Raw genomic sequence first — 25,050 nt, forward strand, 5'->3', positions numbered from 1 at the left:
TGCTCACCGCCGCCTACCATATGCTCCGGGACGGCGTTGAATATGCGGACCTTGGCCCCGATTACTTCGACCGCCACGACGCCGACAAAACCATCCGCAGTCTCCTCAAACGCCTTGCCGATCTCGGGTGTCATGTGGATCCGATTGGTCATGTCGTCTAGCGCTTCCTAGTAGTGCGGCAATCGCAAGCGGATTGGATGGGAAGTAGAAGTGCACATACGACGCGGTCAGCGTGCCCTTGCGGTAGACCGCTTCACCACGCGCCGATGTCGAAGCCGCTTCGTGCGGCGATCTCGCATAGGAAAGTGGTGCCAGTCGCGATTCCGTCTTCGAGTAATGGAAGGTGTGCCCCCGCAATTCGCCTTCAGGAAGGCTGACGGCCTGATGTCCGATCGCCGCCAGCCGGCGCTGCATATGCACCGTACCGGGCAGCAGGCCGGCCATGGAATGCGTGATGCCTTCTTTGTCGACCAGGGCATCGAACAAGGCCATCATGCCGCCGCACTCCGCGAGTATCGGCAACCCAGCGCGATGCGCATTTCGCAACGCGCCCAGCATGGCATGGTTGGATGAGAGACGCCCTGCATGGAGCTCCGGGTATCCGCCGGGAAGCCAGACCGCATCGCTGGCGGGTATCTGCGTATCGGCAAGTGGCGAGAAGAAGGCGAGTTGCGCGCCAAGTTCCCGGAGTGTCTCCAGATTCGCCGGATAGATGAAGCAGAAAGCAGCATCCCGTGCAACGGCGATGGTCTTGCCAGCAAGCAAGGGCACGACAGGGTCCGCGACCGCGGCATCGCGAAAGCCCACCGGCTCTGGCAGCTCCGCCACCGGCAGGCCCGCCAGCATGTCCGCCAGCCGGTCGAGACGTGCGGGCAAATCCGGCAATTCGTCGGCGCCGACCAGGCCAAGATGCCGCTCCGGAAGCGATGCCATGGGGTCACGCGCCAGTGCTCCGGCCCATCGAATATGTGATGGCAGGCTTGCCCTGAGCATCTCGGCGTGACGCTCGGAACCGACGCCATTGGCCAGCACGTCCATGCGCCGCAGGCCTTCGCCATACCCGGCAAGACCGTAGGCCAACGCGCCGAAGGTTTGCGCCATCGCCGACGCCTGTATCACGCTCAGCACTGGCAGACCAAACCGGCGTGCCACGTCCGCGCTGCTCGGCGTGCCGTCGTGCAGACCCATCACGCCCTCGACCAGCACTAAATCGGCATCGCGCGCAGCGCTTGCCAGGCGGGCACACGCATCGTCGGCGCCGGTCATCCAGAGATCGAGCGTATGGACTGGCGCGCCGCTGGCGACCGTCAGGATCGTCGGGTCCAGGAAGTCCGGCCCGGTCTTGAAAACACGCACTTTGCGGCCCTGCCGGCTGTGCAGCCGGGCAAGGCCCGCTGTAATGGTTGTCTTGCCCTGGCCGGAAGCCGGGGCGGCGACCAGAATGGCGGGAACGCGCAGCGTGGTGTGGGAGGAAGCGGAGGGTAGCGGCATCGAAGGAAATCAATGGGGCGGGTAGCGCCGTGGCAAGGCTGATCGCGCAGCTGATTATAGCTATGGCGGCAGCAGTATCCCCTGGAGCGCCGCGCACTCAAACAACTCGCGGTCGTTGTTGACGCCAAGCTTCTGCATCGCGCAGTTTTTCTGCCGGCTGATGGTCTTGACGCTGCGGCATAGCGTGGCCGCGATCTCGGTGACTGAACGGCCTGTCAGGTAGAGTCGCAGCACTTCCATTTCGCGAACCGAAAGGCGGCCACTGGCGTCCTGACCCACGGTGGTCAGGCCACCGGGATCAGCTTCGGCAAGCACCTGGAGGGCCGACTTGCCGATATAACAGAATCCACGCTGCATGCGTACGATCAGCGTGACGAGCTCTGAAAGCGGCGAGTCCTTCAACAGCAGGCCATGCACCGGCGTGCTCAGGATTGCCCGCAGGATCAGGGGGTTGGTAATCATGGTCAGGACCGCCACGCCAAGCGTGGGATGCCGCCGCCGCAGGCTGGCGAGCAGCCTCAAGCCATCGTTCTCCCCGAGTCCCGGCATGTGATAGTCGGTGATCACAATGTCCGGACGAAGGATCTCTACGCCGTTCAGCAGGTCTGTGGCGGTGGTGACTTCGCCGCAGACTTCCCATCCCGTCTGGGTCTGCAACCGGTCCCTGACTGCCGCGGCGATCACCGGATGATCGTCAGCCAGCAAGATCTTCAATGACATCACGTTGCTCCTCTGCTCGTTATCCGCGGCGGCCGGTGATGCATCGGAAAAAGCCGCCGCACGTCAGTCGACGTGCGGCGCAAAGACGCATCAACAACTGCGCGCATGCCTTGTTCGCCGGCCAAACGGGAGACGACCAGGAGCCAGGCAATGCCAAGCGAGAATACTGGTCGCGAAACCCTCATGGATTAAGAAGATTCGCAAATTTGGCCAATGGGCACGCGATAGACCCGTACGCCGCCAGCGCGTGCGCAGCGCGGTCTTGCATTGTGTGGGGCGGGTAGTCCAGCCGGGCACGGACCCGGCTAGACGCTGAGGAAGGGTGCCAGCACCATGCGTATCGGCGCAATGATGCATGTCATGCAAACCAGAAGAACGCGCCTCCGCGGTCTTGCGGGCATTGCACGCAGGCGCAAGGCGAACTGGCTACGCGATTGCGACCTGGCGGGGCACTTCGAGCTGCCCCCGGCGTCGGCTGTCAATGGCCTTGAGCGGGTCGCGCAGCACTGCGCTGCCGACGTCCATGATGTCCCGCAACGCGCTATTGTCGCGCGCGCGCTCCGGTGTCCAGAAATGCAGGGCAGCCCACTCCGGGAAGCTGCTTGGTGGTGCCAGCAGGCGCGTTTTCCGGTCGCGCGTGACCAGCGGCACGTTGAAGTCCAGTACCGGGCAAATTCCGCCGGCGGAGTGGAGCAGCGTGATCTGCGTATGCCAGGAGGGTACGACCGTTTCGCGATGGCCCGGCGTGCCAGCCTGCCGGCTGAGGAAGGTGCGCAGCGGGCTGCCGGCCTCGCAGTCCTCCTGCAGGAGAATCCAGTCGCTTTCCGTATCGTCGCTGCCGCCGGCGCGTGTCGCACTGACCAGCCGGCGCGGCGTGGCGAGAATATTGTGGGGCAAGACCTTTTCAGGATGGTGGCCGCTGTCGACAACAAATGCGCAATCGAGTTCGCCGTTGTCCAGGCTGGCTGCCAGCGTGGAATCGGCGATGACCGGCCGCGTGACAAAGCTGTCCTGCGGGAATTGCTCGCAAAGTGTGGTCAGGATTTCGGTAATTACCGGGTCGCCGATCGAAGAGGAAAATCCGATCGATAGGCGTCGTCCGTCCCGGCTTCTGGTCTCGCCGGTTTCATTGGGGCGAACCAGCAGATTCCATTTTGCGAGGATCTGGCGCGCAGTCTGTTCCAGTCTGAGTGCATGCGGTGTCGGCTCCAGTGTGCCATTGCGCTTGATAAAGAGCGGGTCGCCGGTAATTTCACGCAACCGCGCCAGGCTGTAGGCCACCGTAGGAACACGTCCTTGCGTGCACGCCGCAACCGCGCTGAGATCGCGGTATTCCATGACAAGGACAAAAACATGCAACAACTTCGTGCTGACATGACGCATTGTGACTTCTCCCGATCCACGACTCTTTTTTCGTTCTTATTCAGGCCTGTGTGATGCTGTGATACGCGGAGCGCCACCAGGCTTCAGGCACGGCAACACGCCGGCATATGACGAGCCGGATGGATTGCAGGGATGCTGGAATGATTGGCGGGCACATTCCGCCCGGGCACTTCGCTGTGGAAAAGCATGGCACGACTCCTAAATGTGCGACAAGCGTCGACAAATGGCGCAGTGACTCCTCTATCTTTCAGGCCCGGTGGTGCTCGCCGTCAGTTCGCGTCATATCACCGTGCTTGTACTGACCACAAGCCGGCTGGAACTGTCTGGCCGCCTGTCTCCAAGTGCCGGTAGAGCGCTATTGGCAGGCGTACGAAATTTAGTATGCCGAGGAAGCTTAATACAACAATCCGAAAGTTCATAGGAACTTGCACTGATGTCGAACGCGGTCTTTATGGACTAAGGATCCTTTGTGCAGACATGAAAACATAATGAAAAGCCGCTGTAGATAGGCGAGAACTGGCAAGCAAGCACCGCGCAACCCGCTTTCGCGCGACTTTCTTTCCGTTCCTCTGTCGTCTCTTGGTGCCCTTTGATGGCAATGCCAAGTCAATCCGGATTCCAATTTGGAATAACGAAATATGCTGACCCGTTTGGGTGGTTTTGCGGGTTAGGGCATGCCAGCACCATATGGCACCCGATGGCCGCTCTCGCTGTGCGCTGCTCTGGAAATGACTTCGTGTCCCCAGGCGCCGGCAACCGGTCCTTACATAAATTGCTTAACTCGCGGACCGAAGACACTGAATTGCTTTTTGAAGCAGCGGTGGGCTAACGTAGGGGCAGGGTCGGAGGCATGGAATCCGGCACGGGTCGGTCGTTGCGGAGCGGAGACATTCGGTGAACAGACGGTATTCGGAAGAGCAGATCCGCACCTATCTGGCCGAGGCAGCCAGCGGCGTGCCGGTGCGTGAGCTGTGTGCGCGCTACGGGTTCAGCGATGCCTCGTTTTACGGCTGGCGAGCGCGCTACGGGCAACCATACCAGGGCGATGCGCGTGACGGACGCAAATTGCGGGAACTCCAGGAGGAAAACGCCCGGCTCAAGAGTATGCTTGCGGACGCGCTGCTCAAGCTCGAGCTGCTGCGCAATCGTACCGGCCGCAATGGCAGTGGCAAGGACCGCTGACGCGGGCGGCTTTGCAAGTGTGGTGGTGCCCCTTTTCGCGATCCGTCAGGTCGTGACGTGCCGCGGTGCCATATCTGGAGTTCGGTGTGAAGAAGGTTTTGATCAGGACGGGCATGCTGGCGTTTGCGTGCCTGGTAGCCGCGCATGCGTGGGCGGCTTCGGAAGTTGCAGTCCCGGCCCCGATGGTGGCGCCGCCGCCGCCGCGGATGCTCGACAGCGCGACCGCAACGGTCGAGGACGCGGACGGCACGCTGTCAGTGTCGCAGCGCCAGCGCTGCCAGTCGCTGCTGGACCAGATCAGTGCGCTGCCTGCTGGCCCGCAGTGGTCGGCCGGGAAATCCTCTGTCACTACGGCAGACGGGCGCGCATATCCAACGCTGGAGCGCCAGGCTGACCGCAAGCGCCTGGAAGAAGCCTATCGCCAGGAGTGCACGCAGCAAGGCCGCTAGGTGCGGAGATCCGGGCCCAGGTAGTCATCTGCATTTTTGTGGAGAGCGATAATGCACCGCTTACGACATATCCTGGCCTGGTGCCTCGGGCTGATGCTGCTGGCGCCGCACGCGCCGGCCATGGCCCAGGCAAAGCTGGACAACGCACGGCTTGATCAGCTGACTGCGCCGATTGCGCTCTATCCGGATGCCTTGCTGTCGCAGGTGCTGATGGCATCCACGTATCCCGCGGACGTTGCCGCCGCAGCGCAGTGGTCCAAATCCAATGCCAGCCTGTCGGGCGATGCCGCCACCAAGGCGGTGGCCAGCGAGCCGTGGGATCCCAGCGTGCAGTCGCTGGTGGCGTTCCCCTCGGTGATGGATATGATGGGCCGTCAGCCGCAGTGGGTGCAGTCGGTTGGCGATGCCTTCCTGGCACAGCCCAACGATGTGATGGATTCGGTACAGCGGCTGCGCTAGCAGGCCCAGAAGGCCGGTAGCCTCAAGACTACCGAGCAGCAGAGGGTCGTTACACAGACGACCGGCGGCACGACCGTAGTGGAGATCGAGCCGGCCAATCCGCAAGTCGTCTACGTGCCGGCGTATAACCCGACGGTCGTCTACGGTGCCTGGCCCTATCCGGCCTATCCGCCAGCGTACTATCCGCCCCCGCCGGGCTCGGTGTTTGCAACCTCACTGGTGGCGGGTATCGGCTTCGGCCTGGGCGTGGCGGCGGTCAATTCACTATGGGGCGGCTTCAACTGGGGTTCGCACGACGTCAATATCAACGTCAACCGCTACAACAACATCAACGTGAACCAGCGGCTCGACGTCAATCGCTCGAACGTCAACTGGCAGCACAATCCCGCGCATCGCGGCAACGTGCCCTACAACAACCCCAATGTGCGCAATCGCTTTGACCAGCAACGGCAGGGCGGCCTGGCCAACCGCCCACAGGGCGGGCAACTGGGTGGCCAGCGTCCAGGCGCTGGCGGCGGTGGTGTGCAAGGCCCGGCGGGCGCGCGCGACCAGGCCCGCGAGCGCGCTGCGCAGTCCTTCGAGAGCCGCACCGGACAGGCCGTGCCTGGCCACGGCGGCGGAATGGCCGAGCGCGGGCGCGCGGGCGGCGAAGGCCGTCCTGGCGCCGCCGGTGGTGGCGTGCAGAATCCGCGCCCGGCAGGTGCGGACCGGCAACGCGCAGATCAGGCAGCCGCCCGCGACCGCGCGCGCAATACCAATCGCGACAGCGCCCTGCACGATGCGGGCAATGGCGACCGCGTCCGCCAGCAGGCCCAGCGCGTGTCGGCCGAGCCGCACAGCCTGCCGCAACGCGAGGCCGGCGGCTTCGGGCAGGGTGGGAGCGGCTACGGCGCCATGGGTGGAGGTGGTGGGGGCCATCTTGGTGGCGGTGGCGGCGGCGGACATCTCGGCCATGGCCGGAGGTAGTTATGATGCGTAAAACCATGCCTGCAGCAGCAGCGTGCGGCCTGCGCGTATTGGTGACGATGGCGGCATTTTCCGCCGCATTCCCGGTGTTGGCCCAGCACGTGTATCCGTCGCCGGACGCAGCGGCCGATGCCCTCGGCGATGCCATCGCGCGCAGTGATGACGATGCCTTGCGCAAGGTGCTGGGCAACCAGTACCGTTCGCTGCTGCCTCCGAGCGGAATCAACCGCGACGATGTCTATGAATTCCTCGGCGCATGGTCGCGGCGCCACGCCATCGAGCCCGATGGCGACCAGCGCGCCAAAGTTGCGGTGGGTGAGAGCGGCTGGACATTCCCCGTGCCGCTGGTCAAGCACAAGGGCGGCTGGCAGTTCGATCTGCGCGCCGGGCAGCAGGAGGTGCACCGCCGCCGCCTTGGTCGCAATGAACTGGTAACGATGGAAACGCTATTGCAACTGGCCGATGCTCAGCAGCGCTATGCCGAGCAAGTGGGCAATGGCCGCTACGCTGGTCAGCTGGTGAGCAATCCAGGCAAGACCAACGGGCTCTACTGGCCTGCTGCAACCGAAGCGGACGCCAGTCCGGTCGGGCCGGACGCGCTGGCAATGGTGCCCGAGACGCCAGCCGATTCCGCCTTCTACGGCTACCACTATCGCATGATCGCGCCGCCCAAGGGCAGCGATGCCAAGTTCGCCTTCATCGCCTGGCCCGCGGACTATGGGAGGAGTGCACACCTTCCTGCTGGGCAGCGACCGGGTGTTCTATGAGTGCGATCTCGGGTCAGGCACGGCTGCGCGCGCAAAAGCCATCCGCAGCTATGCGCCGGATGGCTGGCAGCGCGTGGCCGACCGCTGAATGCATGGCTGACCGGAAGCCCGCCTATATCAGGCGGGCTTCGTTGTTTTCTGCGGTGCCGATCTCGTGATCCGGTGCGGCGCGCGGGGAGATCGGCTCCAGGTCTGCATAGACCGATGCGAGCCCGTCCTTGTCGATGATCCGCACGCGCCTCTGGCGCACGGCGATCAGCCCCACCGATGCAAAGCGCGACAACAGGCGCGACACCGTTTCCAGTGTCAGGCCCAACAGGCTGGCAATGTCAGTGCGCGACATCGCAAGCGTCAGCGTGCCGTCCGTGCTGCCCCGGCGCTGGTGTTCGCCCGTCAGGTCAAGCAGCAGCATCGCGAGCCGCTGCGCCGCCTTCATCGAGCCGACAGCCACCAGCAGCATGCGTTCGCGCTCGGCATTGCGTCGCATGACCTTCAGCACGGAATCGCGAAATACCGGCTCGGCCATATGTTCGCGCAGGGTTTCGGCCGTGACCACGCAGCAGATCGCGTCCTGCAAGGCGATGGCGCTGGTGGCGTGGGCAGGCGCTTCATTCGGCTCAAGTCCGAGGACGTCGCCCGGCAATGAGAAGCCGGTGACCTGACGCCATCCCAACGGCGATTCGTAGACGCTCTTTGCGCTGCCCTGGCGAAGCGGAAAAACGGCCGTCGTTGGCCGGCCCTGGCGATAGAACTGGTCGCCGGTGCGGACCTCCATACGGCCTGGCGCCAGCGTTCGTCCGGCACGAATTGCGCCGCTATCTGCACTCATGTGGTCGCAGACATGGCGGAACAGGCAAAGAGAGCAGGAGGGGGCGCCGGTGTCGGGCATGGGCAAATTTAGTTCCCGGGAACCGATGGCCAAGTATAAACGGCTGACAATCTCAACTATCTATCTTCGATCTGCATTCTTTCGTGCGGCTAATTGAATGTTTTCGGTTGCAATCAGTTTCAATCGAGGGCTTGCGCTCCTGAGCGTCACAGCACGCTCGGCCGTGGCGAAAAACCCACATGCCAGAGGACTTCATGGTGTGCTATGCTGCAACGCAACAATAAAGGCAGCAAGCGGGGGAGATCCGTCTCAGACGACCAGGAGTCCTCATGGCCAAAAGCCTTGTCGGTGACTGGAATGCGCAAATACGGCGAATCAGCCGTGCGCAGGTCCAGACCGAAGCACATCTGAAATCGTGGCTGGAGCGAATCGAGTCGCTTAACCCGGTGGCGCTACGGCGCCGCACCCGTTCCCCCGAGAGGGCTCCGGTGTCCCCTCGGCATCCCACCCCGGCCTCATTGCCGGGCAAATGGGAGTCGCACCGCCTCAAGCTGGCGCCCCTGCCCGGCGAGCTGGTGCCGCAGCTCTCGTACAGCCTCTATGTGCCGTCACGTGCACGCCGCGGCCCGTTCCCCGTGGTGGTCATGCTGCATGGGTGCCGGCAGACGCCCGATGATTTCTCGGCAGGCACGCGCATGAATGCGCTGGCCGAGCGCGAAGGCTTCATCGTGGCCTATCCGCAGCAGCCCCTGCGCCGCCAGGTCTTGCGGTGCTGGCAATGGTTCGACCTTGCCGCCGGCGAGGGCGGCCGGGAGGCCCAGGCGGTATCGATGCTGATCGACGCACTGTCCGAGCGCCACGATGTGCGCGAAGGTGAAATCTATCTGGCGGGCATGTCGGCCGGCGCCGCGATGGCGGCCGTGGTGGCGTTGCGCTATCCGGAGAAGGTTGCTGCGGTGGGCCTGCATTCCGGCGTGGTCATCGGCGCTGCCGACACGCCCCGTTCGGGTCTGAAGGCCATGCAGCACGGCTCTGCCTCGGAGCCCTCGTGGCTGCTGGACGCGGCGGGCGTCACGCCGGGCGGCCCGGCGATGCCGGCGATCGTGTTCCACGGCCTTGCCGACGAAGCCGTCCATCCCGTCAATGGCCAGTTGCTGGCGCGGCAATTCCTTGCCTACAACCGGCTGGACGATCGCCTGGCGGGCAGTGCCGTTCAGGTGCCGCTGGCCAGGCCGGAGAACGATGACCTCTGCCAGATTGCCCTGCCTTCGGGCCACTATCGTGAAGCGCGCTTTGGCCGATGGAGCCAGGACCTGGTGCGCCTGGTCGAGGTTGCCGGGCTTGGGCATGCGTGGAGCGGCGGCGACGAGGAGTATGGCTACCACAGCGCAATCGGCCCCGACGCCAGCGCGATGATGTGGGAGTTCTTCAGGCAGCACCGGCGCTGACGGCCAAAGAAAAAGGAGGGCGCGTTGCCCTCCTTTTTTCTTTGCGTGTGCCGGAATCGCCTGGTGGGATCAGCCGCGCGAACGATCCTTGATGAACAAGGCGGTAATCATGCCGAGCACGCAGAGCGCCACGACATAGTGCGCCGGCGCCAGCGGGTCGTTCTTCAGCATCAGCGTCACGACCATCGGCGTCAGGCCGCCGAAGATCGCGTACGACAGGTTGTATGAGAACGACAGGCCGGAGAAACGCACCTGCGCCGGGAACGCGTTGACCAGGACGAACGGCACGGCGCCGATGGTGCCGACCAGGAAGCCTGCCAGCGCGTACAGCGGAATCAGCAGGTCCGGGCGGGTGCCAATGGTGGTGTAGAAGGCATAGACGCTGACCGCCAGCAGCAGGCCGCCGAAGAACAGCGTGCGCCTTGCGCCGATCTTGTCGGCCAGCGAGCCCGATACCACGCAGCCAACCGTCAGGCACAGCGTGGCGACGCTGTTGGCGACCAGCGCCGTGCGCGCGTCAAAGCCATAGATCTTCTGCAGGAAGGTCGGCGTCATGAGGATCACGACGACGATGCCGGCTGACAGCATCCAGGTCAGCAGCATCGACACCGCCACCGCGCCGCGATGGTCGCGCACCACCGACTTGAGCGGCATTTCGGCGGCGAGCGCCTTGCGTTGCTGGAGTTCGGCGAATACCGGCGTTTCATGCAGCCAGCGGCGCAGGTACATGGAGGCGATGCCGAATACGCCGCCGATCAGGAAGGGCACGCGCCAGCCCCAGTCGTGCAGCTCGGCCGGCGTGAAGACCGAGTTGATCCCGGTGGCCACCAGCGAGCCGAGCAGGATGCCCGCGGTCAGGCCGGCGGTCAGCGTGCCGCAGGCATAGCCGATGTGCTTTGACGGGACGTGCTCTGACACGAACACCCACGCGCCCGGCACTTCGCCGCCGACGGCCGCGCCCTGCATGATCCGCAGCACCAGCAGCAGCACCGGCGCGAGCAGGCCGATGGTGTCATAGGTCGGCATCAGGCCCATCAGCAGGGTCGGCACCGACATCAGCAGGATCGACAGCGTGAACATCTTCTTGCGCCCGAGCAGGTCGCCGAAGTGGGCCATGACGATCCCGCCGAGCGGGCGCGCCAGGTAGCCCGCGGCAAAGATGCCGAACGTCTGCAGCTGGCGTAGCCAGTCAGGCACCGAAGGCGGGAAGAACAACTGCCCGATGACCGTCGCGAAGAAGACGAAGATGATGAAGTCGTAGAACTCGAGTGCGCCACCAAGGGCTGCAAGGGCGAGCGTTTTGTAATCCTGGCCGGTCAGCGGGCGCGCAGGCTTGCTTTGCGCGCCCAGTGCCCCGGCGGTGGTGCTGGAGGTAGACATGAGTTGACTCGCATGGAAGAGAACACATGCGAAGCGCGCAACACGGAATACGTGGAGGATATGGCCGAGGGGTACAGCGCGGGAGAGGCAGGCACTAAGTGGCGGGTAAGCCGCAGGCTTGCGACGGAACGCTTCGCAAACCCGTAAAGATACCAGATCGCCTTTTTCCTCGTCTGTCGGAAAGGCCTGAAAACTTTGCTTTGCAGCGAACCATTGCCATAATGGTGGGAAAAGTGAAATCCGGGGCACAAAGCAGCGTGTAACGCCGGCAGGTGGGGTCAAATCTTCTGGGAAAACATGGCTTTCAAGGATTCCATCCAGGTAGCCACGGCTACGCCGCGCCGACGGCTGGCCGTGCGCGTTGCGGGCGGCGTTTTGGGCGCGTTGGCGCTTTTTGGGGTTGCCGGCTATCTTGGCGGTCCGCCGCTGATCAAGTGGCTGGTAGAAAAAAATGCTACCGAGGCCCTTGGCCGCAAGGTCACGCTGGGCGGGGCGCATGTGCGGCCGTTCGAGCTGGCGGCGACGCTTTCAGACCTGACCATCTTCGAGCCGGACGGCAAGACGCCGATGGTGACCCTGGGCGAGGTCGAAGCCAATAGCTCGGTGGCCTCGGTCTGGCACCTTGCACCTGTGGTGGATTCGCTGCATGTCGATCGCCTGGCCGTGCACGTGGTGCGCAATGCCGACGGGCGCATGAGCTTTGCCGATATCGAGGACAAGTTCGCCGCGCAGCCGCCGAAGCCGCCCGATGCCAAGCCCGCGCGCTTCTCGGTCAACAACATCGCGCTGACCGGCAGCAGCTTTGCCTACGACGACAAGGTCCTGAATACCTCCCAGCGCATCGACAACCTGACGCTGACGCTGCCGTTCCTGTCGAACCTGCCGCATGACGTCGAGATCTACACGCGGCCGACGCTCAGCGCGCACATCAACGGTACGCCGCTGGCGCTCGACGGTGCCGTGCTCCCGTTTGCCGATTCGCGCGAGACCAGGCTGAACATCAACCTCGACGGGCTCGAAGTCGCGCGGTTCATGCCATTCGTGCCCAGGCTCAAGGATGCGGAGGTCAAGGGCGGCCTGCTCGATACGCGGCTGACAGTGGGCTTCCGCCAGCAGAAGGACAAGCAGGAGATCTTTGCCTCCGGCACCGCCGCGCTGCGCGAAGCCGATATCCGCACGCACGCGGGTGCACCGCTGGTGCAAAGCGGGCGGCTGGCTGTCGATATCGACAAGATCGAGCCGCTGGCGCACCGGGCGCATCTGCGCAGCCTCGAGATCGAAGGCCTGAACCTGCAGGCCGCGCGGCGCGCCGACGGCTCGATCAACCTGGCCACGGCATTCCTGCCACAGGCCGCGCCGGAAAAGCAGAAGTCGCTGCCGCAAGCGCCGGCTTCCACCCCTGCCGCAGCCGGGCTGCAGGACGCCCAGGCCAAGCCGGCCGGGAAGGAAGTGCCATGGAGCTATGCCGTCGACCGTATCACGCTGAAGCAGGCTAAGTTCGGCTTTGAAGATGCCCTGGCGGCTTCCGGCCCGGGCAAGCTGGCACTCGGGCCGATGGATGCCGAGGTCACCGGCGTCAACAGCGCAGACGGCGATAAGCCGGCCAGGGTGAAGGCCACGCTGACCGTGGCCGACGGGCAGACGCTGCAGCATACCGGCGACCTGTCCCTGCAACATGGCACGCTGGCGGGCACGCTCGAAACCAGCGGGCTGAAGCCGCAGGGCTTTGCCGCGTGGTATCCGCGTGAGCTCAAAGGCCACCTTGGCAACACGGCGGTCAATGCCGAACTCCACTACCACATGTCGTGGGCGGCGGCGCCGTTCCAGTTTGTGCTGGAGAAGTCGCGGGTCGAACTGGCACCGCTCTACATGGCGACGCAACAGCCGATCACAGTCCCGGTGGCGGAGGCGGCGGTGCGCAGCGGACAGGCGGCACCGGACGTCGCAGAGCGCGCCGAGCGACGCGCTCGCAGCAAGGCGGCCGCCCGATCCGAGCGTGCCGGCAGCGGCGAGCGCGACACTGAAGGGACCAACCTGCCGTTCATGCAGGCGGAAAAGATCATCCTCGACGACATCAACCTGGATCTGGCGAAGCAGACACTCGATTCCGCGCAGCTGACGCTGTCCAGGCCGCAGATTGCGGCAACGCGCGACTACAAGGGCGAGTTGCTGGACATGGCGCGCATCTGGGCCGCCGGCTCCGCCAGGCAGACCGAGTCCCAACGCAAGGCGCCACCGCCTGCGGCAGCGAACGGCGCGCCAGCGACCGCGGCCACTCCTGGCTGGAAGGTGAAGCTGGACAAGATCGCCCTGGATGGCGGCGCGATGCGGCTGGCGGACTACGAGCCCGCCCCGGCCAACCGTGGCCGGCCGGTGATTCTCCAGTACCGCAATGTCGGCCTGACCACGGGCGCCGTCACGTGGCCGCTGACGCCGGCGGCGGTGCCGCTCAAGCTGCATGCCGAAACCGGCAGGCGCGGCGTGATCGGGCTGGACGGGACCGTGCTGCCAGCGACGCCGGCCAGCCAGCTCCAGCTGGACCTGCGCGAAGTCGATATCGCACCGCTGCAGCCCTACCTGGCCGATCGCTTCAACGCGGCGCTGCGCAGCGGCACGCTGACGGTCAAGGGCAAGGTCGGCGTCAACGCTCCGCCCGGCAAGCCGCTGACAGCGAATTTTGCCGGCAATGTCACCGCAGGCAACGTACGGACGGTTGACCGCATCTCCGGCGACGACTTCCTGCGCTGGCGCACGCTGGCAGTGTCCGGGATCGACTTTGCCATGGACGAAAGCAAAGGCCCGATGCGCGTCGGCCTCGACAAGATCGCGCTGTCGGATTTCTACGCCCGCGTGATCCTGAATGCGAATGGCCGCCTCAACCTGCAGGACGTGATGGCCGGCGGTGCCGCCAAGGGCGAGGCCGCGCCGTCCACCAGCCTGACGCAGGCCAGCCCGGCGTCTGCGCCGGCCGCCGCACCGCCTGCGGCCAGTGCGCCAGCGGCGCGGGCCGCGGGCGGGCCCAAGCCGCAGATACGCATCGGTGGCGTCTCGGTCGACAAGGGCAACATCAATTTCTCTGACTTCTTCGTCAAGCCGAACTACAGCGCCAACCTGACCGGCATGAAAGGCTCGGTCTCGAAGGTGTCTTCCGGCGATCCCACTCCGGCCGACCTGGTGCTGGACGGACGCATCGACGACGATGCGCCGGTCAATATCAACGGCAAGATCAATCCGCTGGGCGAGCAGTTGTATCTCGATATCGCCGCCAAGGCGTCGGGCGTCGAACTTACGCGGCTGACACCTTATGCGGCGAAGTACGCAGGCTATCCGATCACCAAGGGCAAGCTGACGGTGGACGTGGCCTACAAGATCGAGAACGGCAAGCTTGATGCGAGCAACCACCTGTTCCTAGACCAGCTGACTTTCGGCGACAAGGTTGACAGCCCCGACGCAACCAAGCTGCCCGTGCTGCTGGCGGTATCGCTGCTGAAGGACCGCAACGGCGTGATCGATATCAACCTGCCGGTATCGGGATCGCTGTCGGACCCGCAGTTCAGCATTGGCGGCGTGATCGCGCGCGTGATCGTGAACCTGCTGACCAAGGCGATCACTTCGCCGTTCTCGCTGATCGCCTCTGCGTTTGGCGGCGGCAGTGGCGAAGAGCTGGGCTACGTGGAGTTTGCGCCCGGCACTTCGACCCTCACGCCCGCGGCAAAGGAGAAGATTGCCACGGTGGGCAAGGCGCTGATTGACCGGCCGTCGCTGCGGCTGGAAATCAGCGGCCGCATCGATCCGGCCACCGACGAAGCCGGCGCCCGCCGTGCGTGGCTGGATGCCCGCGTGGCCGAGCAGAAGCGGCGCGACCTGCGCAGCAGCGCGCAGGCCGGGGATGAGGCTGGCGACAACGAAGCCGGCGAGCAGGGCGCCGATGTGACGGTGTCGAAGCAGGAGTACCCGAAATACCTGGAAGAGGTCTACAAGCGCGCGTCGATGAAGAAGCCGCGCAATTTCATCGGCTTCACCAAGTCGCTGCCGCCACAGGAGATGGAAAAACTGCTGATGGAAAACGCGACGGTCACCGACGCCGACCTCAGGCGTCTGGCCGAGCAACGCGCGCTGGCTGTGAAACAGGCGCTTGAGCGCGATGCCAAGGTGCCGGAAAACCGCCTCTTCCTCACGGCCCCCAAGCTGAGCGCCGAGGGCATCAAGGACAAGGGTGCGCCGAACCGGGTGGATTTCTCCGTTCGCCAGTCATGATCGCAAGGCACCGGCCCGGCCTCGCACGAACGGCCCGGCCGGTGCCTGCCGCGAAAACCGCGTATGATTCCGCCCGGTAAATCGAACCTCGAACCGAATCAGGAGTGTGTTTTGCAGCAGGAAGATGTCGTCGCCTACAAGACTTGGGTTTGCGTGATCTGTGGCTGGGTCTATGACGAAGAACAGGGCTGGCCCGAAGACGGCATCGCGCCCGGTACGCGCTGGGAAGATATCCCCGAAGACTGGCGTTGCCCGGAATGTGACGTTGGCAAGGCTGAGTTTGCGATGATCGAACTGTGACATTGCCGGCGCCTGCCGGCAATTTTCAGTGACGCCCGAGGCGCGTCAGTGCCGCTGCATCTGGCGGCAAATCCCTGCCCGTTGCCGGCGCTGCATGCAACGCCGGTAGCGCATCCGGTACGGATGGCTGCAGCGCCAGATCGCTGTGGCGATGGTCGCCAGCAGCAGGGCCGCCATCATGGCGGCAAGCAGGCCGATGGACATGCGGCCCTCCCTCTCCAATAAAAAACGTCCGGATCGTCCGCCCTGCGGCAGCTCCGACGTCAGATCAGCAGCGGCAGTGCCTCGAGCACCAGCACTGCCACCAGGGCGCCAATCAGCGCGCCCATGGTCCGGCAACTGATCTTCAGGTATCTGGCGGTCACCGGGATCGAGCCCATGGCGATCACGCCTACCAGCGCCATCGGAATCAGGAATACAAGATCGTGCGCCTGGAAGTGCATGGCGGTCTCCTGTCTCTCTGTTTTGTCATTCCAGTATAGACAGTGTGTGCCGGATACAAGGCCGCGCGCATCGGGATTCTCCCCATGCCGTCATGCCGCAGTGCGACAGAAAAAAACGGCGAGGTATTCGCGCTGTCACTTGGCGCGCGGCGCGTTGTTGTCCACGCCACGCACCGGCATCTTTTTCGCCACGACCGGTCTAATTTTCTGATCTGCGTGTCCTATCCTGTGCAAATACGCGGGTCTTGTCCCGTGGGTACAGAGGTTGGAGGAGGTGGCTTATGGAACTACACATGCAATCGCACCACTATGTGCGACGCATGCCTGACTGGACCGCCGCGGCGGTATCGGGTCTGGCAGCCGGCGCCTTGCTGATGGTGGTCGAGCTGTTCTGGTCCACGATGGTGGCGGGCGTGAACCCGTGGGGCACCACGCGCATGATCGCGGCCATCCTGATGGGGCCAGGCGTGTTGCAGACCTCGCTGTTCAGCGTCGGCACCGTGGCGGCGGCACTGGTCATCCACTTCGTGCTGGGTGCTGTGCTCGGGATGATCCTCGCAGCCATTGTGGCACCGTTCCAGCTGGACTCGAGCATCGGCATGGTGCTGCTGGCCGGCGCGGTGTTCGGGCTGGTGGTGTACCTGTTCAACTTCCACGTCATGACCCGCTTCTTCACCTGGTTCATCGATGCGCGAGGCTGGCACACCATCGTCGGGCACATGATCTTCGGCATGACGGCAGCCATCTGCTACTGGAAACTCGAAAGCAAGGATGTATCGCATTAGGCGCCGCTAAGGCCGGCACGCTGCTTTCGCCGCGCGCTTTGCCACTACACGGGCCGCGCGCGACCACCGCGGCGGATGGGGCCCCTGGGCTCCATCCGCCGCTTTTTGCCCTGGCCAGGCAAGCCTTCATCCACCTGGTGCGCCTTGTGCGGTGCGGCACGACACGACGCCCGTGTCGCCTTGCAGTGACCTGACGGCATGCACTAGTCTTATCTCATCCGCGTGACTTCCGCATCCCTCGCCGCGCGCGAGGAGGGAGGGTCGATATGGCGTTGGCCATCGCACTGGTTGTGCTTGTCGTCGCTTCGGTGCTCTTTCATTTCATGAGCCCGTGGTGGGCGACCCCGCTGGCGTCCAACTGGAAACAGATGGACGACACGCTGACCATTACCCTCGTCATCACGGGCATTTTCTTCGTCGTCATCAACCTGTTCGTCGGCTATATCGTCTGGCGCTTCCGTCATCGGGAGCGCGGCAACAGTCGCAGCGGCAGCCATCGCGCCGCGTACCAGCCGGAAGACCCCAAGCTCGAGTTGTGGCTTGTCCTGGGCACCACGATCGGTGTCATCGCACTGCTCGCGCCGGGCCTGTTCGTCTACGCTGAATACGTGCGGCCGCCCCGCGAAGCGCTCATCATGGAGGTGGTCGGGCAGCAGTGGCAATGGGCCTTCCGCTTCCCCGGCAAGAGCGGCGTGCTGGGTACCAGCGATCCGCGTTTTGTGACGGGAACGAATCCGCTCGGCCTGAACCCGGATGACCCGCGCGGGCAGGACAATATCGTGCTCGCCGGGCCCGAGGTGCACCTGCCGCTGAATCGTCCGGTCAAGGTATTGCTTCGCTCCAAGGACGTGCTGCATGATTTCTATGTGCCGCCGTTTCGCGCGCGGATGAACATGGTGCCGGGGATGGTGACGTCGTTCTGGTTCACCCCCACCAAGACCGGACGCTTTGAGATCCTCTGCGCGCAACTGTGCGGCGTGGGGCACTACAACATGCGCGGCATGGTCGTGGTGGAAGAGCCGGCGGCGTTCGATGCCTGGCTTGCCAGGCAGCAGACCTTTGCCATGACGCAGGCAAAGGCCGCGGCGCAGCCCGTCGCCGCGGCAGGTGTAGCCACCGGGCCCGGTGCCGGATTGGCCGAGCAAGGGCGAGCGCTGGCGCAGAGCAAGGGTTGCGTGGGGTGCCACAGCATCGATGGCAGCCCTGGTGTCGGCCCGAGCTGGAAGGGACTGTTCGGCAAGACCGAGACTTTTGCCGATGGCAGCAGTGCGCAGGTCGATGCGGCGTTCCTGAAGACGGAAATCACCGATCCGCAGGCTCGGCTGGTCAAGGGCTTCGGGCCGGTCATGCCCAAGATTGCACTGACCGACGAGGAAATCGCTGCATTGACTGCCTATATCCAGGCCAACGGGTCTGGCGCGGAGACGGCACCGCAGGCCGCTGCAGGGGCGGCGGGCGCCCCGGCAGCTGCGCCCCCGACAGCCGCGGCCGAAGCCGGAACTTATACGACGTCGACAGCAACCGGGGTGCCCCCGTCCGCGTCGCCGCCGGCACCCGCGCAGGCGGGCGCAACGAAGTGAGCAGGAGAGACGCATGGCTTATGCCGATGACGCTGTCCATCACGGGCCTCAGAGCTTCTGGACCCGCTATGTCTGGAGCCAGGACCACAAGGTGATCGCTGTCCAGTACACCATCACGGCCATCGTGGTGGGGCTGGTGGGCGTGGCGCTGTCCAACCTGATGCGCATGCAGCTCGGTTTTCCGGGGCGCTTCTCGTTTATCGACGCCAACCACTATTACCAGTTCGTCACCATGCACGGCATGATCATGGTGATCTACCTGCTGACGGCGCTGTTCCTGGGCGGGTTCGGCAATTACCTGATCCCGCTGATGGTCGGGGCGCGGGACATGGTGTTTCCGTTCCTCAACATGCTCAGCTACTGGGTCTACCTGCTGTCAGTGATCGTGCTGCTGGCGAGCTTCTTTGTCCCGGGCGGGCCGACCGGCGCGGGCTGGACGCTGTACCCGCCACAGGCCATCCTGCCTGGCACGCCGGGCTACGAGTGGGGCATCATCCTGATGCTGGTGTCGCTGGCGATCTTTATCGTCGCGGCCACCATGGGCGGCCTCAACTACGTCACCACGGTGCTGCAGGCGCGCACCGAAGGCATGACGCTGCTGCGCATGCCGCTGGCGGTATGGGGCATTTTCATGGCCACCATCCTCGCGCTGCTGGCCTTCCCGGCGCTGTTCGTCTCCGCCGTGATGATGCTGCTCGACAAGACGCTCGGCACCAGCTTTTTCATGCCCGCCATGGTCTCGATGGGGCAGCAGCTCAACTACAAGGGCGGCAGCCCGCTGCTGTTCCAGCACTTGTTCTGGTTCTTCGGGCATCCGGAGGTCTATATCGTCGCGCTGCCGGCGTTCGGCATCGTCTCCGACCTGGTCAGCGTGCATTCGCGCAAGAGCATCTTCGGCTACCGCACCATGGTGTGGGCCATCCTGGCGATCGGCGTGCTGTCCGTGGTGGTGTGGGCGCACCACATGTTCGTGAGCGGCATGAATCCGTACTTTGGCTTCTTCTTCGCCACCACCACCCTGATCATCGCGATTCCTACCGCGATCAAGGTCTACAACTGGGTGATCACGCTCTGGCGGGGGGATATCCACTTCACGGTGCCGATGCTGTTCGCCATCGCCTTCATCAGCACCTTCGTGATCGGCGGGCTGACCGGCCTGTTCCTCGGCAACGTCAGCGTGGACATTCCGCTGTCCAACACCTACTTCGTGGTGGCGCATTTCCACATGGTGATGGGCGTGTCGCCGATCCTGGTGGTGTTTGGCGGCCTCTATCACTGGTACCCCAAGGTGACCGGACGGATGCTCAACGACACCCTGGGCCGCGTCCATTTCTGGATCACCTTCGTCGGCACCTACGCCATCTTCTTCCCGATGCACTACCTCGGCGTCCTGGGCATGCCAAGGCGCTACTACGCCTACGAGAACTACGCCTTCATTCCCGAATCGGCGCACGTGATGAACATGTATATCTCCATCGCCGCCTTTATCGTGGCCGCCGCGCAGTTGCTCTTTGTCTTCAACCTGGCCTGGAGTGTGCGCCACGGGCGCCCGTCCGGCCCCAATCCGTGGCGGGCCGCGTCGCTGGAATGGCAAACGCCGGACACGCCGCCGGTGCACGGCAACTGGGGGCCGCACCTGCCCGTGGCGTACCGCTGGGCCTACGCGTACAGCGTGCCAGGCGCGCCCGAGGATTTCATCGCGCAGAACGCGCCGCCGGAAGCGGGCGGCGCCGAGCCTGAGCCGCATGCCAGCCGGGGAGCCGTCGCATGAACCCGGACGCCGTCTACAAAGTCAGCCGCGATGATTTTGGCGGCAGCCCGGCGGGGGGCGATGCCACGCGCCACAGCAATATGGGCGGCGCGCCGGGCAGCATCGGCCTGTGGGTGTTCATGGGCGTGGTCGCCGCGCTGTTCTCACTCTTTCTCGCCGCCTATGCCATGCGCATGGACAGCGCGGACTGGCAGCGGATCGCCTTGCCGTGGCAGGTGTGGCTGTCGACGGCCTTGCTCGCGGCCGGCAGCGTTGCCATGCATATCGCATCGCGCTCGGCGCGTGCCGGCAACATGGCGCCGGCACGGCTGGCGCTGCGGTTGGGCGGACTCGGCGCGGCCGCGTTCGTCTGCTCGCAGCTGTGGGCCTGGCAGGCACTGCACGCCATCCATGTGGTGCCCGCCAACAACCCCGCCGGCAGCTTCTTCTACCTGCTGACAGCCATGCACGGACTGCACGTCATCGGCGGGCTGGTCGGCTGGGCGTATGCGGCGGCCTATCGCGGCAGCGGCGAAGGCGCCGTGCTGCGCATCACGCTGTGTGCGCGCTACTGGCACTTCCTGCTGGCGGTCTGGGCGGTGCTGCTGGCCGCGCTGGGGTGGCTGACGCCGGAGCTGGTCCGCTACATCTGCGGGATCGAGTAGGGAAGGGAGGCAACCCATGTCATCGCAAGTCTCATCAACGGCCAGCGGGCCGGGGGCAGTCGCCGCGGGCCTGCGCGGACTGGTGGCCGACTGGTCGTCCGACCAGCGCGCCTTCAAGGTGTCGTGGGGCAAGGCGATGATGTGGATCTTCCTGCTGTCCGACACCTTCATCTTCAGTTGTTTCCTGACTGGCTACATGACGGTACGGGTGTCGACCACGGTGCCGTGGCCCAACCCGAGCGAAGTGTTTGCATTGCACGTAGGCGGCGCAGACATACCGCTGCTGCTGATTGCCATCATGACCTTCGTGCTGATCTCGAGCAGCGGGACCATGGCGATGGCGGTCAATTTTGCCTACCGGCGCCAGCGCCGGCAGTGCGCATTGCTGATGTTGGCGACCGCGCTGTTCGGCATCATGTTCGTCAGCATGCAGGCATTCGAATGGACCAAGCTGATCCTGGACGAGGGCGTGCGCCCCTGGGGCAACCCGATGGGCGCGGCGCAGTTCGGCTCCACGTTCTTCATGATCACGGGTTTTCACGGCCTGCACGTGTCATGCGGCGTGATCTACCTGCTCGTCGTGGCGACCAAGGTCCTGCGCGGCCGCTATGAGGCGAGCGGCAACTATCAGATCGTGGAGATCGCCGGCCTGTACTGGCACTTTGTGGACCTGGTGTGGGTCTTTATCTTCGCGTTGTTCTATCTCTGGTGAGGTTTGCCATGTCTTCAACGCCTGCTTCCCCCACAGAGGTCGTGCACGGTTCAAGCGCAGATACTGCCCACACCGGGCAGCAGCATCCGATCGGCCTGTACCTGAAGATCTGGGGGCTGCTGTTCGTGCTGTCGACGCTGTCCTACCTGGTCGACTATTTCCACTTCACCGGCTACCTGCGCTGGACGCTGATCCTGGTGTTCATGGCCATGAAGGCCGGCCTGATCATCGGCGTCTTCATGCATATGGCCTGGGAACGCATGGCGCTGATCTGCGCCATCCTGGTCCCGCCGCTCTGCCTGCTGGTGCTGGTCGGCCTGATGGCGGAAGAAGCGAATTACACTTTCATTACGCGCGGCCTGTTCTTCCACTGAGTTCCTGCTCGGGTAGCGGCATGCGCGCCGACCGGCGGCATCGGCTGCCGGCCCCTGTACCGACCAGAAAGCAGAGCCCATGCACGCTGCCACCGAGGCTATCCTGACGTTCAACCACGGCCGCGATCCCGAGCGGTTTACCCGCAAGCTGGCAACCATTGCCGCCGACCCGTTTGCCTTCTTCCGCGGTACCAACCATCTCTATGCCGCGTCGCTGCGCAATGAGGCGCCATTGCTCGAAGCGCCGACCACCTACGTCTGCGGCGATCTCCACCTGGAAAATTTCGGCAGTTTCAAGGGCGACAACGGGCTGGTCTATTTCGACCTGAACGACTTTGATGACGCCCTGGTCGCACCACTCACCGTGGACCTGATCCGGGTCTTGTCAAGCGTGCTGGTTGCGGCGGGCGAGCTGGGCCTGTCGGAGGCGAATGCCATGCGTGCGTGCGAGGAGATGCTGTCCACCTACGCCGCTGTGCTGCAGACGGGCAAGGCGCGCTGGCTCGAGCGGGCCACGGCAATCGGCATGGTGGCCACGCTGCTGCGCCGGGTCAAGCGCCGCAGACGGGGCCAGCTGCTTTCCGAGCGGACCACGCTGCGCAAGGGAAAGCGGCGCCTGCTATGCGACGGCCGGCATGCATTGCCGGCGGACAAGGCAGGCCGTGAGCATGCACGGGCGATCCTTGCTGCCTACTCGAAGCAGAGCCACCACGGCCACCGTTTCGCCGCCGACGACGCCGCACGGCGCGTGGCGGGCATCGGCAGCCTCGGGCTGGAGCGCTACGTGGTGCTGGCCCGCGATGAGCTGGGCGGCTTGCAGCGCCTGATCGACATCAAGCGCGCCGCGCCCAGCGCGTGGCAGGACCTGCCAAACCGCTCGCAGCCGCACTGGGGCAGCGATGCAAAGCGCGTCGCTGCCGTGCAGCAGATCATGCAGGCGGCTTCGCCGGCGCTGCTGTCTGCGGTCGACATGGGCAAGGCATCCTACCTGGTGAAAAGCCTGCAGCCGACCGCTGACCGGGTCGACCTGGCGAGCTGCAAAGGATTTGCGTCGCTGCGCGAGGTGCTGGTCACCATGGCGCATGCCGCGGCGTGGGCGCACCTGCGTGGCTGCGGGCACCATGCCGCGGACCGCGTCGAGCAATTGCAGGCGTTTGCCGCCGGCACTCGCTGGCGCACTGGCGTGCTGCGGCTGGCGCGGCACGGCTGCGCGGTATCGGTCGCGCAGTGGAAGGCGTATGCGGAGGATTATCGCAAGGCGAGGGGAGGGTAAGCTGAGATGAGGCACTTGCGCCGTTCACGCATCGGCAAACGGCGCAAGTATCAGGGTCTTCAGACCTGCGTGATGAACTTGGTCACCAGGTAGCCATCGAAGGTTTCCTGGCCGCCTTCGCTGCCGATGCCGGAATCCTTGACGCCGCCGAACGGCGTCTCGGACAGAGCCATGCCGAAGTGGTTGATGTTCACCATGCCGGCTTCCAGGCCATTCGACACCAGCGTCGCCGTCTTCAGCGAATTGGTGAACACGTACGAGGCCAGGCCGAAGGGCAGGCTGTTGGCGCGGCGCAGCACTTCCTCGGTGTCCTTGAAACGGGTCACCGGCGCGACCGGGCCGAACGGCTCGTCCACCATCAGCTTCGCATCGTCGGGCAGTTCGGTGACCACCGTCGGGGCAAAGAAATAGCCCTTGTCTCCGATGCGCGAACCGCCGGCCACCACCTTGCCGCCGCGGTGGCTGGCGTCGTTCAGGAACTGCTCCATCGAGGCAATGCGGCGCTCGTGCGCCAGCGGGCCCATCTGGGTGCCGTCTTCCAGGCCGTTGCCGACCTTGATCGAGCCGATCACCTCGGTGAAGCGGGCCAGGAACTTGTCGTAGGCTTTTTCCTGCACATAGAAGCGGGTGGGGGACACGCACACCTGCCCGGCGTTGCGCAGCTTGAAGCGCGCCAGCATCTCGGCGGCGGGCTCGATGTCGGCGTCGTCGAACACCAGCACCGGCGAGTGGCCGCCCAGTTCCATGGTCACGCGCTTCATGTGCGCGCCGGCCAGCGCGGCCAGCTGCTTGCCGACCGGCACCGAGCCGGTGAACGAGATCTTGCGCACGATCGGCGATTCGATCAGGTAGGTCGAGACCTCGCTCGGCACGCCCCAGACGATATTCAGCACGCCCGGAGGCAGGCCGGCATCATGGAACAGCTGCGCCAGCGCGACCACCGCGCTGGGCGAGTCCTCGGGGCCCTTCAGGATCAGCGTGCAGCCGGCGCCCAGCGCCGACACGATCTTGCGGATGGCCTGGTTGAACGGGAAGTTCCACGGCGTGAAGGCCGCGCACACGCCGATCGGCTCGCGCACCACGATCTGGCGCACATTGGGCTGGCGCGGCGGGATCACGCGGCCGTAGATGCGGCGGCATTCCTCGGCATGCCAGTCGGCGTGCTCGGCGCACACCATCACCTCGGCCACGGCTTCGGCCAGCGGCTTGCCCTGGTCCAGCGTGATATTGCGGCCGATCTCCCTGGCGCGCTCGCGGGTCAGTTCGCCGACGCGGCGCAGGATCTTCGAGCGCTCCAGCGGCGAGGTCTTCTTCCAGCTTTCGAAGGCGCGCTGCGCGGCGGCCAGTGCGCGATCCAGGTCGGCGCGGCTGGCATGCGGCAGCTTGCCAAGGACTTCCTGCGTGGCCGGGTTGATGACATCCTGCTCGCGCCGGTCCCCTCCCTTGATGAATTCCCCATCGATGTAGAGGGCGAGATCCTGGTACATGCGTGTTCTCCTGGTGATTGTGGCTTGCGCGGTCCCGTGCCGCTGCCGGGCCGTGCCGGTGAAAACGCAAGCTTAACCCGAGCAGGCTGTTCATGCAGTGCGCGGTGATGGTACCCGGAGAAGAAGTGAGCTAATGCGCGCCTGCTGGCGTGAGGGCTCCTGCCAGAAAAGGCATGAGGGCAGGCAAAGTGAAAGTTCCGGGTGTTGTCTCCCCTCTCCCATTTATGGGAGAGGGGCGGGGGAGAGGGCAGGAGTCTCCACGGAGTGAAGCGCAACGACGCTTGCCATGCGCCTGGCCCCCCCCCCCCCCCCCCCCCCCCCCACGGGGGGGGGGGGGGAAACCCCCGCCC

Annotated in this window: 20 protein-coding genes and 2 pseudogenes; 14 read left to right on the top strand and 8 right to left on the bottom strand. The window is 64.8% G+C overall.

Translation table 11 applies throughout. From position 1 onward, the window contains the following. Positions 1–105: 105 nt before the first annotated feature. The 3 genes from RM96_RS28545 to RM96_RS28555 form a co-directional block, all read right to left on the bottom strand. Entirely contained in the window at positions 106–1,491 is a 1,386-nt protein-coding gene (locus RM96_RS28545) for a cobyrinate a,c-diamide synthase (protein ID WP_052279807.1), read from the bottom strand. Between the two features lie 60 nt (positions 1,492–1,551). Next, positions 1,552–2,211, bottom strand: coding sequence for a response regulator (locus RM96_RS28550; RefSeq protein ID WP_039015102.1), 660 nt, complete (start codon positions 2,209–2,211; stop codon positions 1,552–1,554). Positions 2,212–2,637: 426 nt separating this feature from the next. Beyond that, positions 2,638–3,594 (bottom strand): LysR family transcriptional regulator, encoded by a 957-nt coding sequence (locus RM96_RS28555; RefSeq protein ID WP_039015103.1) that lies wholly within the window; start codon positions 3,592–3,594, stop codon positions 2,638–2,640. Positions 3,595–4,488: 894 nt separating this feature from the next. Here RM96_RS28555 and RM96_RS28560 point away from each other — a divergent pair. The 4 genes and pseudogenes from RM96_RS28560 to RM96_RS28575 all read left to right on the top strand — a co-directional run bounded on the left by RM96_RS28560 (position 4,489) and on the right by RM96_RS28575 (position 7,505). Then, on the top strand, positions 4,489–4,776 hold the full coding sequence (locus RM96_RS28560) for a transposase (RefSeq protein ID WP_039015104.1): 288 nt from the start codon (positions 4,489–4,491) through the stop codon (positions 4,774–4,776). A 113-nt stretch (positions 4,777–4,889) separates the two neighbouring features. Beyond that, the gene (locus RM96_RS28565) at positions 4,890–5,225 is read left to right on the top strand and encodes a hypothetical protein (protein WP_052279809.1); all 336 of its coding nucleotides are present in this window, start codon (positions 4,890–4,892) and stop codon (positions 5,223–5,225) included. A gap of 51 nt (positions 5,226–5,276) precedes the next feature. Then, positions 5,277–6,650 (top strand): annotated as a pseudogene (locus tag RM96_RS28570) (DUF3300 domain-containing protein). A gap of 2 nt (positions 6,651–6,652) precedes the next feature. After that, positions 6,653–7,505 (top strand): annotated as a pseudogene (locus tag RM96_RS28575) (DUF2950 family protein). A gap of 24 nt (positions 7,506–7,529) precedes the next feature. Here the strand turns inward: RM96_RS28575 and RM96_RS28580 are convergent. Continuing rightward, on the bottom strand, positions 7,530–8,192 hold the full coding sequence (locus RM96_RS28580; protein WP_443112284.1) for a Crp/Fnr family transcriptional regulator: 663 nt from the start codon (positions 8,190–8,192) through the stop codon (positions 7,530–7,532). 383 nt (positions 8,193–8,575) lie between these two features. On the opposite strand from RM96_RS28580, the gene RM96_RS28585 reads away from it, so the two are divergent. Further along, positions 8,576–9,694 carry an extracellular catalytic domain type 1 short-chain-length polyhydroxyalkanoate depolymerase gene (locus tag RM96_RS28585; RefSeq protein WP_039015107.1) on the top strand — a complete coding sequence of 373 codons (1,119 nt, stop codon included), beginning with the start codon at positions 8,576–8,578 and terminating at the stop codon, positions 9,692–9,694. Between the two features lie 69 nt (positions 9,695–9,763). Here RM96_RS28585 and RM96_RS28590 read toward each other — a convergent pair whose 3' ends face one another. After that, a complete protein-coding gene (locus RM96_RS28590) occupies positions 9,764–11,074 on the bottom strand; it encodes an MFS transporter (protein ID WP_039015108.1) in 1,311 nt (436 codons plus the stop codon). A gap of 297 nt (positions 11,075–11,371) precedes the next feature. Between RM96_RS28590 and RM96_RS28595 the strand changes: the two genes are divergently transcribed. Beyond that, entirely contained in the window at positions 11,372–15,331 is a 3,960-nt protein-coding gene (locus RM96_RS28595; protein WP_039015109.1) for a DUF748 domain-containing protein, read from the top strand. Positions 15,332–15,442: 111 nt separating this feature from the next. Beyond that, complete coding sequence (locus RM96_RS28600) at positions 15,443–15,631, top strand: rubredoxin (RefSeq protein ID WP_039015110.1); 189 nt, start codon at positions 15,443–15,445, stop codon at positions 15,629–15,631. A gap of 45 nt (positions 15,632–15,676) precedes the next feature. On the opposite strand, the gene RM96_RS39530 is transcribed toward RM96_RS28600, so the two are convergent. Together RM96_RS39530 and RM96_RS28605 are read right to left on the bottom strand one after the other, a co-directional pair. Next, positions 15,677–15,835, bottom strand: a complete 159-nt coding sequence (locus tag RM96_RS39530) for a hypothetical protein (RefSeq protein ID WP_193752544.1) — start codon at positions 15,833–15,835, stop codon at positions 15,677–15,679. A 59-nt stretch (positions 15,836–15,894) separates the two neighbouring features. Then, on the bottom strand, positions 15,895–16,074 hold the full coding sequence (locus tag RM96_RS28605; protein WP_039015111.1) for a hypothetical protein: 180 nt from the start codon (positions 16,072–16,074) through the stop codon (positions 15,895–15,897). A gap of 281 nt (positions 16,075–16,355) precedes the next feature. Between RM96_RS28605 and RM96_RS28610 the strand changes: the two genes are divergently transcribed. From RM96_RS28610 to RM96_RS28640, 7 genes are all read left to right on the top strand, one after another. Further along, positions 16,356–16,859, top strand: coding sequence for a hypothetical protein (locus RM96_RS28610; RefSeq protein ID WP_039015112.1), 504 nt, complete (start codon positions 16,356–16,358; stop codon positions 16,857–16,859). 266 nt (positions 16,860–17,125) lie between these two features. Further along, on the top strand, positions 17,126–18,439 hold the full coding sequence (locus RM96_RS28615) for a cytochrome c oxidase subunit II (protein ID WP_039015113.1): 1,314 nt from the start codon (positions 17,126–17,128) through the stop codon (positions 18,437–18,439). 13 nt (positions 18,440–18,452) lie between these two features. Next, positions 18,453–20,210, top strand: coding sequence for a cytochrome c oxidase subunit I (gene ctaD, locus RM96_RS28620; protein ID WP_039015114.1), 1,758 nt, complete (start codon positions 18,453–18,455; stop codon positions 20,208–20,210). Beyond that, positions 20,207–20,854 carry a bb3-type cytochrome oxidase subunit III gene (locus RM96_RS28625; RefSeq protein ID WP_039015115.1) on the top strand — a complete coding sequence of 216 codons (648 nt, stop codon included), beginning with the start codon at positions 20,207–20,209 and terminating at the stop codon, positions 20,852–20,854. Before ctaD ends, RM96_RS28625 begins: the two co-directional genes overlap by 4 nt. A 16-nt stretch (positions 20,855–20,870) precedes the next feature. After that, entirely contained in the window at positions 20,871–21,566 is a 696-nt protein-coding gene (locus RM96_RS28630; RefSeq protein ID WP_039015116.1) for a heme-copper oxidase subunit III family protein, read from the top strand. Positions 21,567–21,574: 8 nt separating this feature from the next. Further along, positions 21,575–21,940 (top strand): cytochrome C oxidase subunit IV family protein, encoded by a 366-nt coding sequence (locus tag RM96_RS28635; RefSeq protein WP_082016752.1) that lies wholly within the window; start codon positions 21,575–21,577, stop codon positions 21,938–21,940. A 79-nt stretch (positions 21,941–22,019) separates the two neighbouring features. Next, a complete protein-coding gene (locus RM96_RS28640) occupies positions 22,020–23,213 on the top strand; it encodes a DUF2252 domain-containing protein (protein ID WP_039015118.1) in 1,194 nt (397 codons plus the stop codon). A gap of 59 nt (positions 23,214–23,272) precedes the next feature. On the opposite strand, the gene RM96_RS28645 is transcribed toward RM96_RS28640, so the two are convergent. Then, on the bottom strand, positions 23,273–24,700 hold the full coding sequence (locus RM96_RS28645; RefSeq protein WP_039015119.1) for an NAD-dependent succinate-semialdehyde dehydrogenase: 1,428 nt from the start codon (positions 24,698–24,700) through the stop codon (positions 23,273–23,275). Positions 24,701–25,050 lie beyond the last annotated feature (350 nt).

Origin of the sequence: Cupriavidus sp. IDO, from assembly GCF_000812465.1 — a bacterium.
Lineage (GTDB): Bacteria > Pseudomonadota > Gammaproteobacteria > Burkholderiales > Burkholderiaceae > Cupriavidus.

Coding starts and splice junctions, on each gene's coding strand:
- RM96_RS28545 (WP_052279807.1), bottom strand. CDS start 1,491: ATGCCGCTACCCTCCGCTTCCTCCCACACCACGCTGCGCGTTCCCGCC.
- RM96_RS28550 (WP_039015102.1), bottom strand. CDS start 2,211: ATGTCATTGAAGATCTTGCTGGCTGACGATCATCCGGTGATCGCCGCG.
- RM96_RS28555 (WP_039015103.1), bottom strand. CDS start 3,594: ATGCGTCATGTCAGCACGAAGTTGTTGCATGTTTTTGTCCTTGTCATG.
- RM96_RS28565 (WP_052279809.1), top strand. CDS start 4,890: ATGCTGGCGTTTGCGTGCCTGGTAGCCGCGCATGCGTGGGCGGCTTCG.
- RM96_RS28580 (WP_443112284.1), bottom strand. CDS start 8,192: ATGGAGGTCCGCACCGGCGACCAGTTCTATCGCCAGGGCCGGCCAACG.
- RM96_RS28585 (WP_039015107.1), top strand. CDS start 8,576: ATGGCCAAAAGCCTTGTCGGTGACTGGAATGCGCAAATACGGCGAATC.
- RM96_RS28590 (WP_039015108.1), bottom strand. CDS start 11,074: ATGTCTACCTCCAGCACCACCGCCGGGGCACTGGGCGCGCAAAGCAAG.
- RM96_RS28595 (WP_039015109.1), top strand. CDS start 11,372: ATGGCTTTCAAGGATTCCATCCAGGTAGCCACGGCTACGCCGCGCCGA.
- RM96_RS39530 (WP_193752544.1), bottom strand. CDS start 15,835: ATGTCCATCGGCCTGCTTGCCGCCATGATGGCGGCCCTGCTGCTGGCG.
- RM96_RS28605 (WP_039015111.1), bottom strand. CDS start 16,074: ATGCACTTCCAGGCGCACGATCTTGTATTCCTGATTCCGATGGCGCTG.
- RM96_RS28610 (WP_039015112.1), top strand. CDS start 16,356: ATGGAACTACACATGCAATCGCACCACTATGTGCGACGCATGCCTGAC.
- RM96_RS28615 (WP_039015113.1), top strand. CDS start 17,126: ATGGCGTTGGCCATCGCACTGGTTGTGCTTGTCGTCGCTTCGGTGCTC.
- ctaD (WP_039015114.1), top strand. CDS start 18,453: ATGGCTTATGCCGATGACGCTGTCCATCACGGGCCTCAGAGCTTCTGG.
- RM96_RS28625 (WP_039015115.1), top strand. CDS start 20,207: ATGAACCCGGACGCCGTCTACAAAGTCAGCCGCGATGATTTTGGCGGC.
- RM96_RS28630 (WP_039015116.1), top strand. CDS start 20,871: ATGTCATCGCAAGTCTCATCAACGGCCAGCGGGCCGGGGGCAGTCGCC.
- RM96_RS28635 (WP_082016752.1), top strand. CDS start 21,575: ATGTCTTCAACGCCTGCTTCCCCCACAGAGGTCGTGCACGGTTCAAGC.
- RM96_RS28640 (WP_039015118.1), top strand. CDS start 22,020: ATGCACGCTGCCACCGAGGCTATCCTGACGTTCAACCACGGCCGCGAT.
- RM96_RS28645 (WP_039015119.1), bottom strand. CDS start 24,700: ATGTACCAGGATCTCGCCCTCTACATCGATGGGGAATTCATCAAGGGA.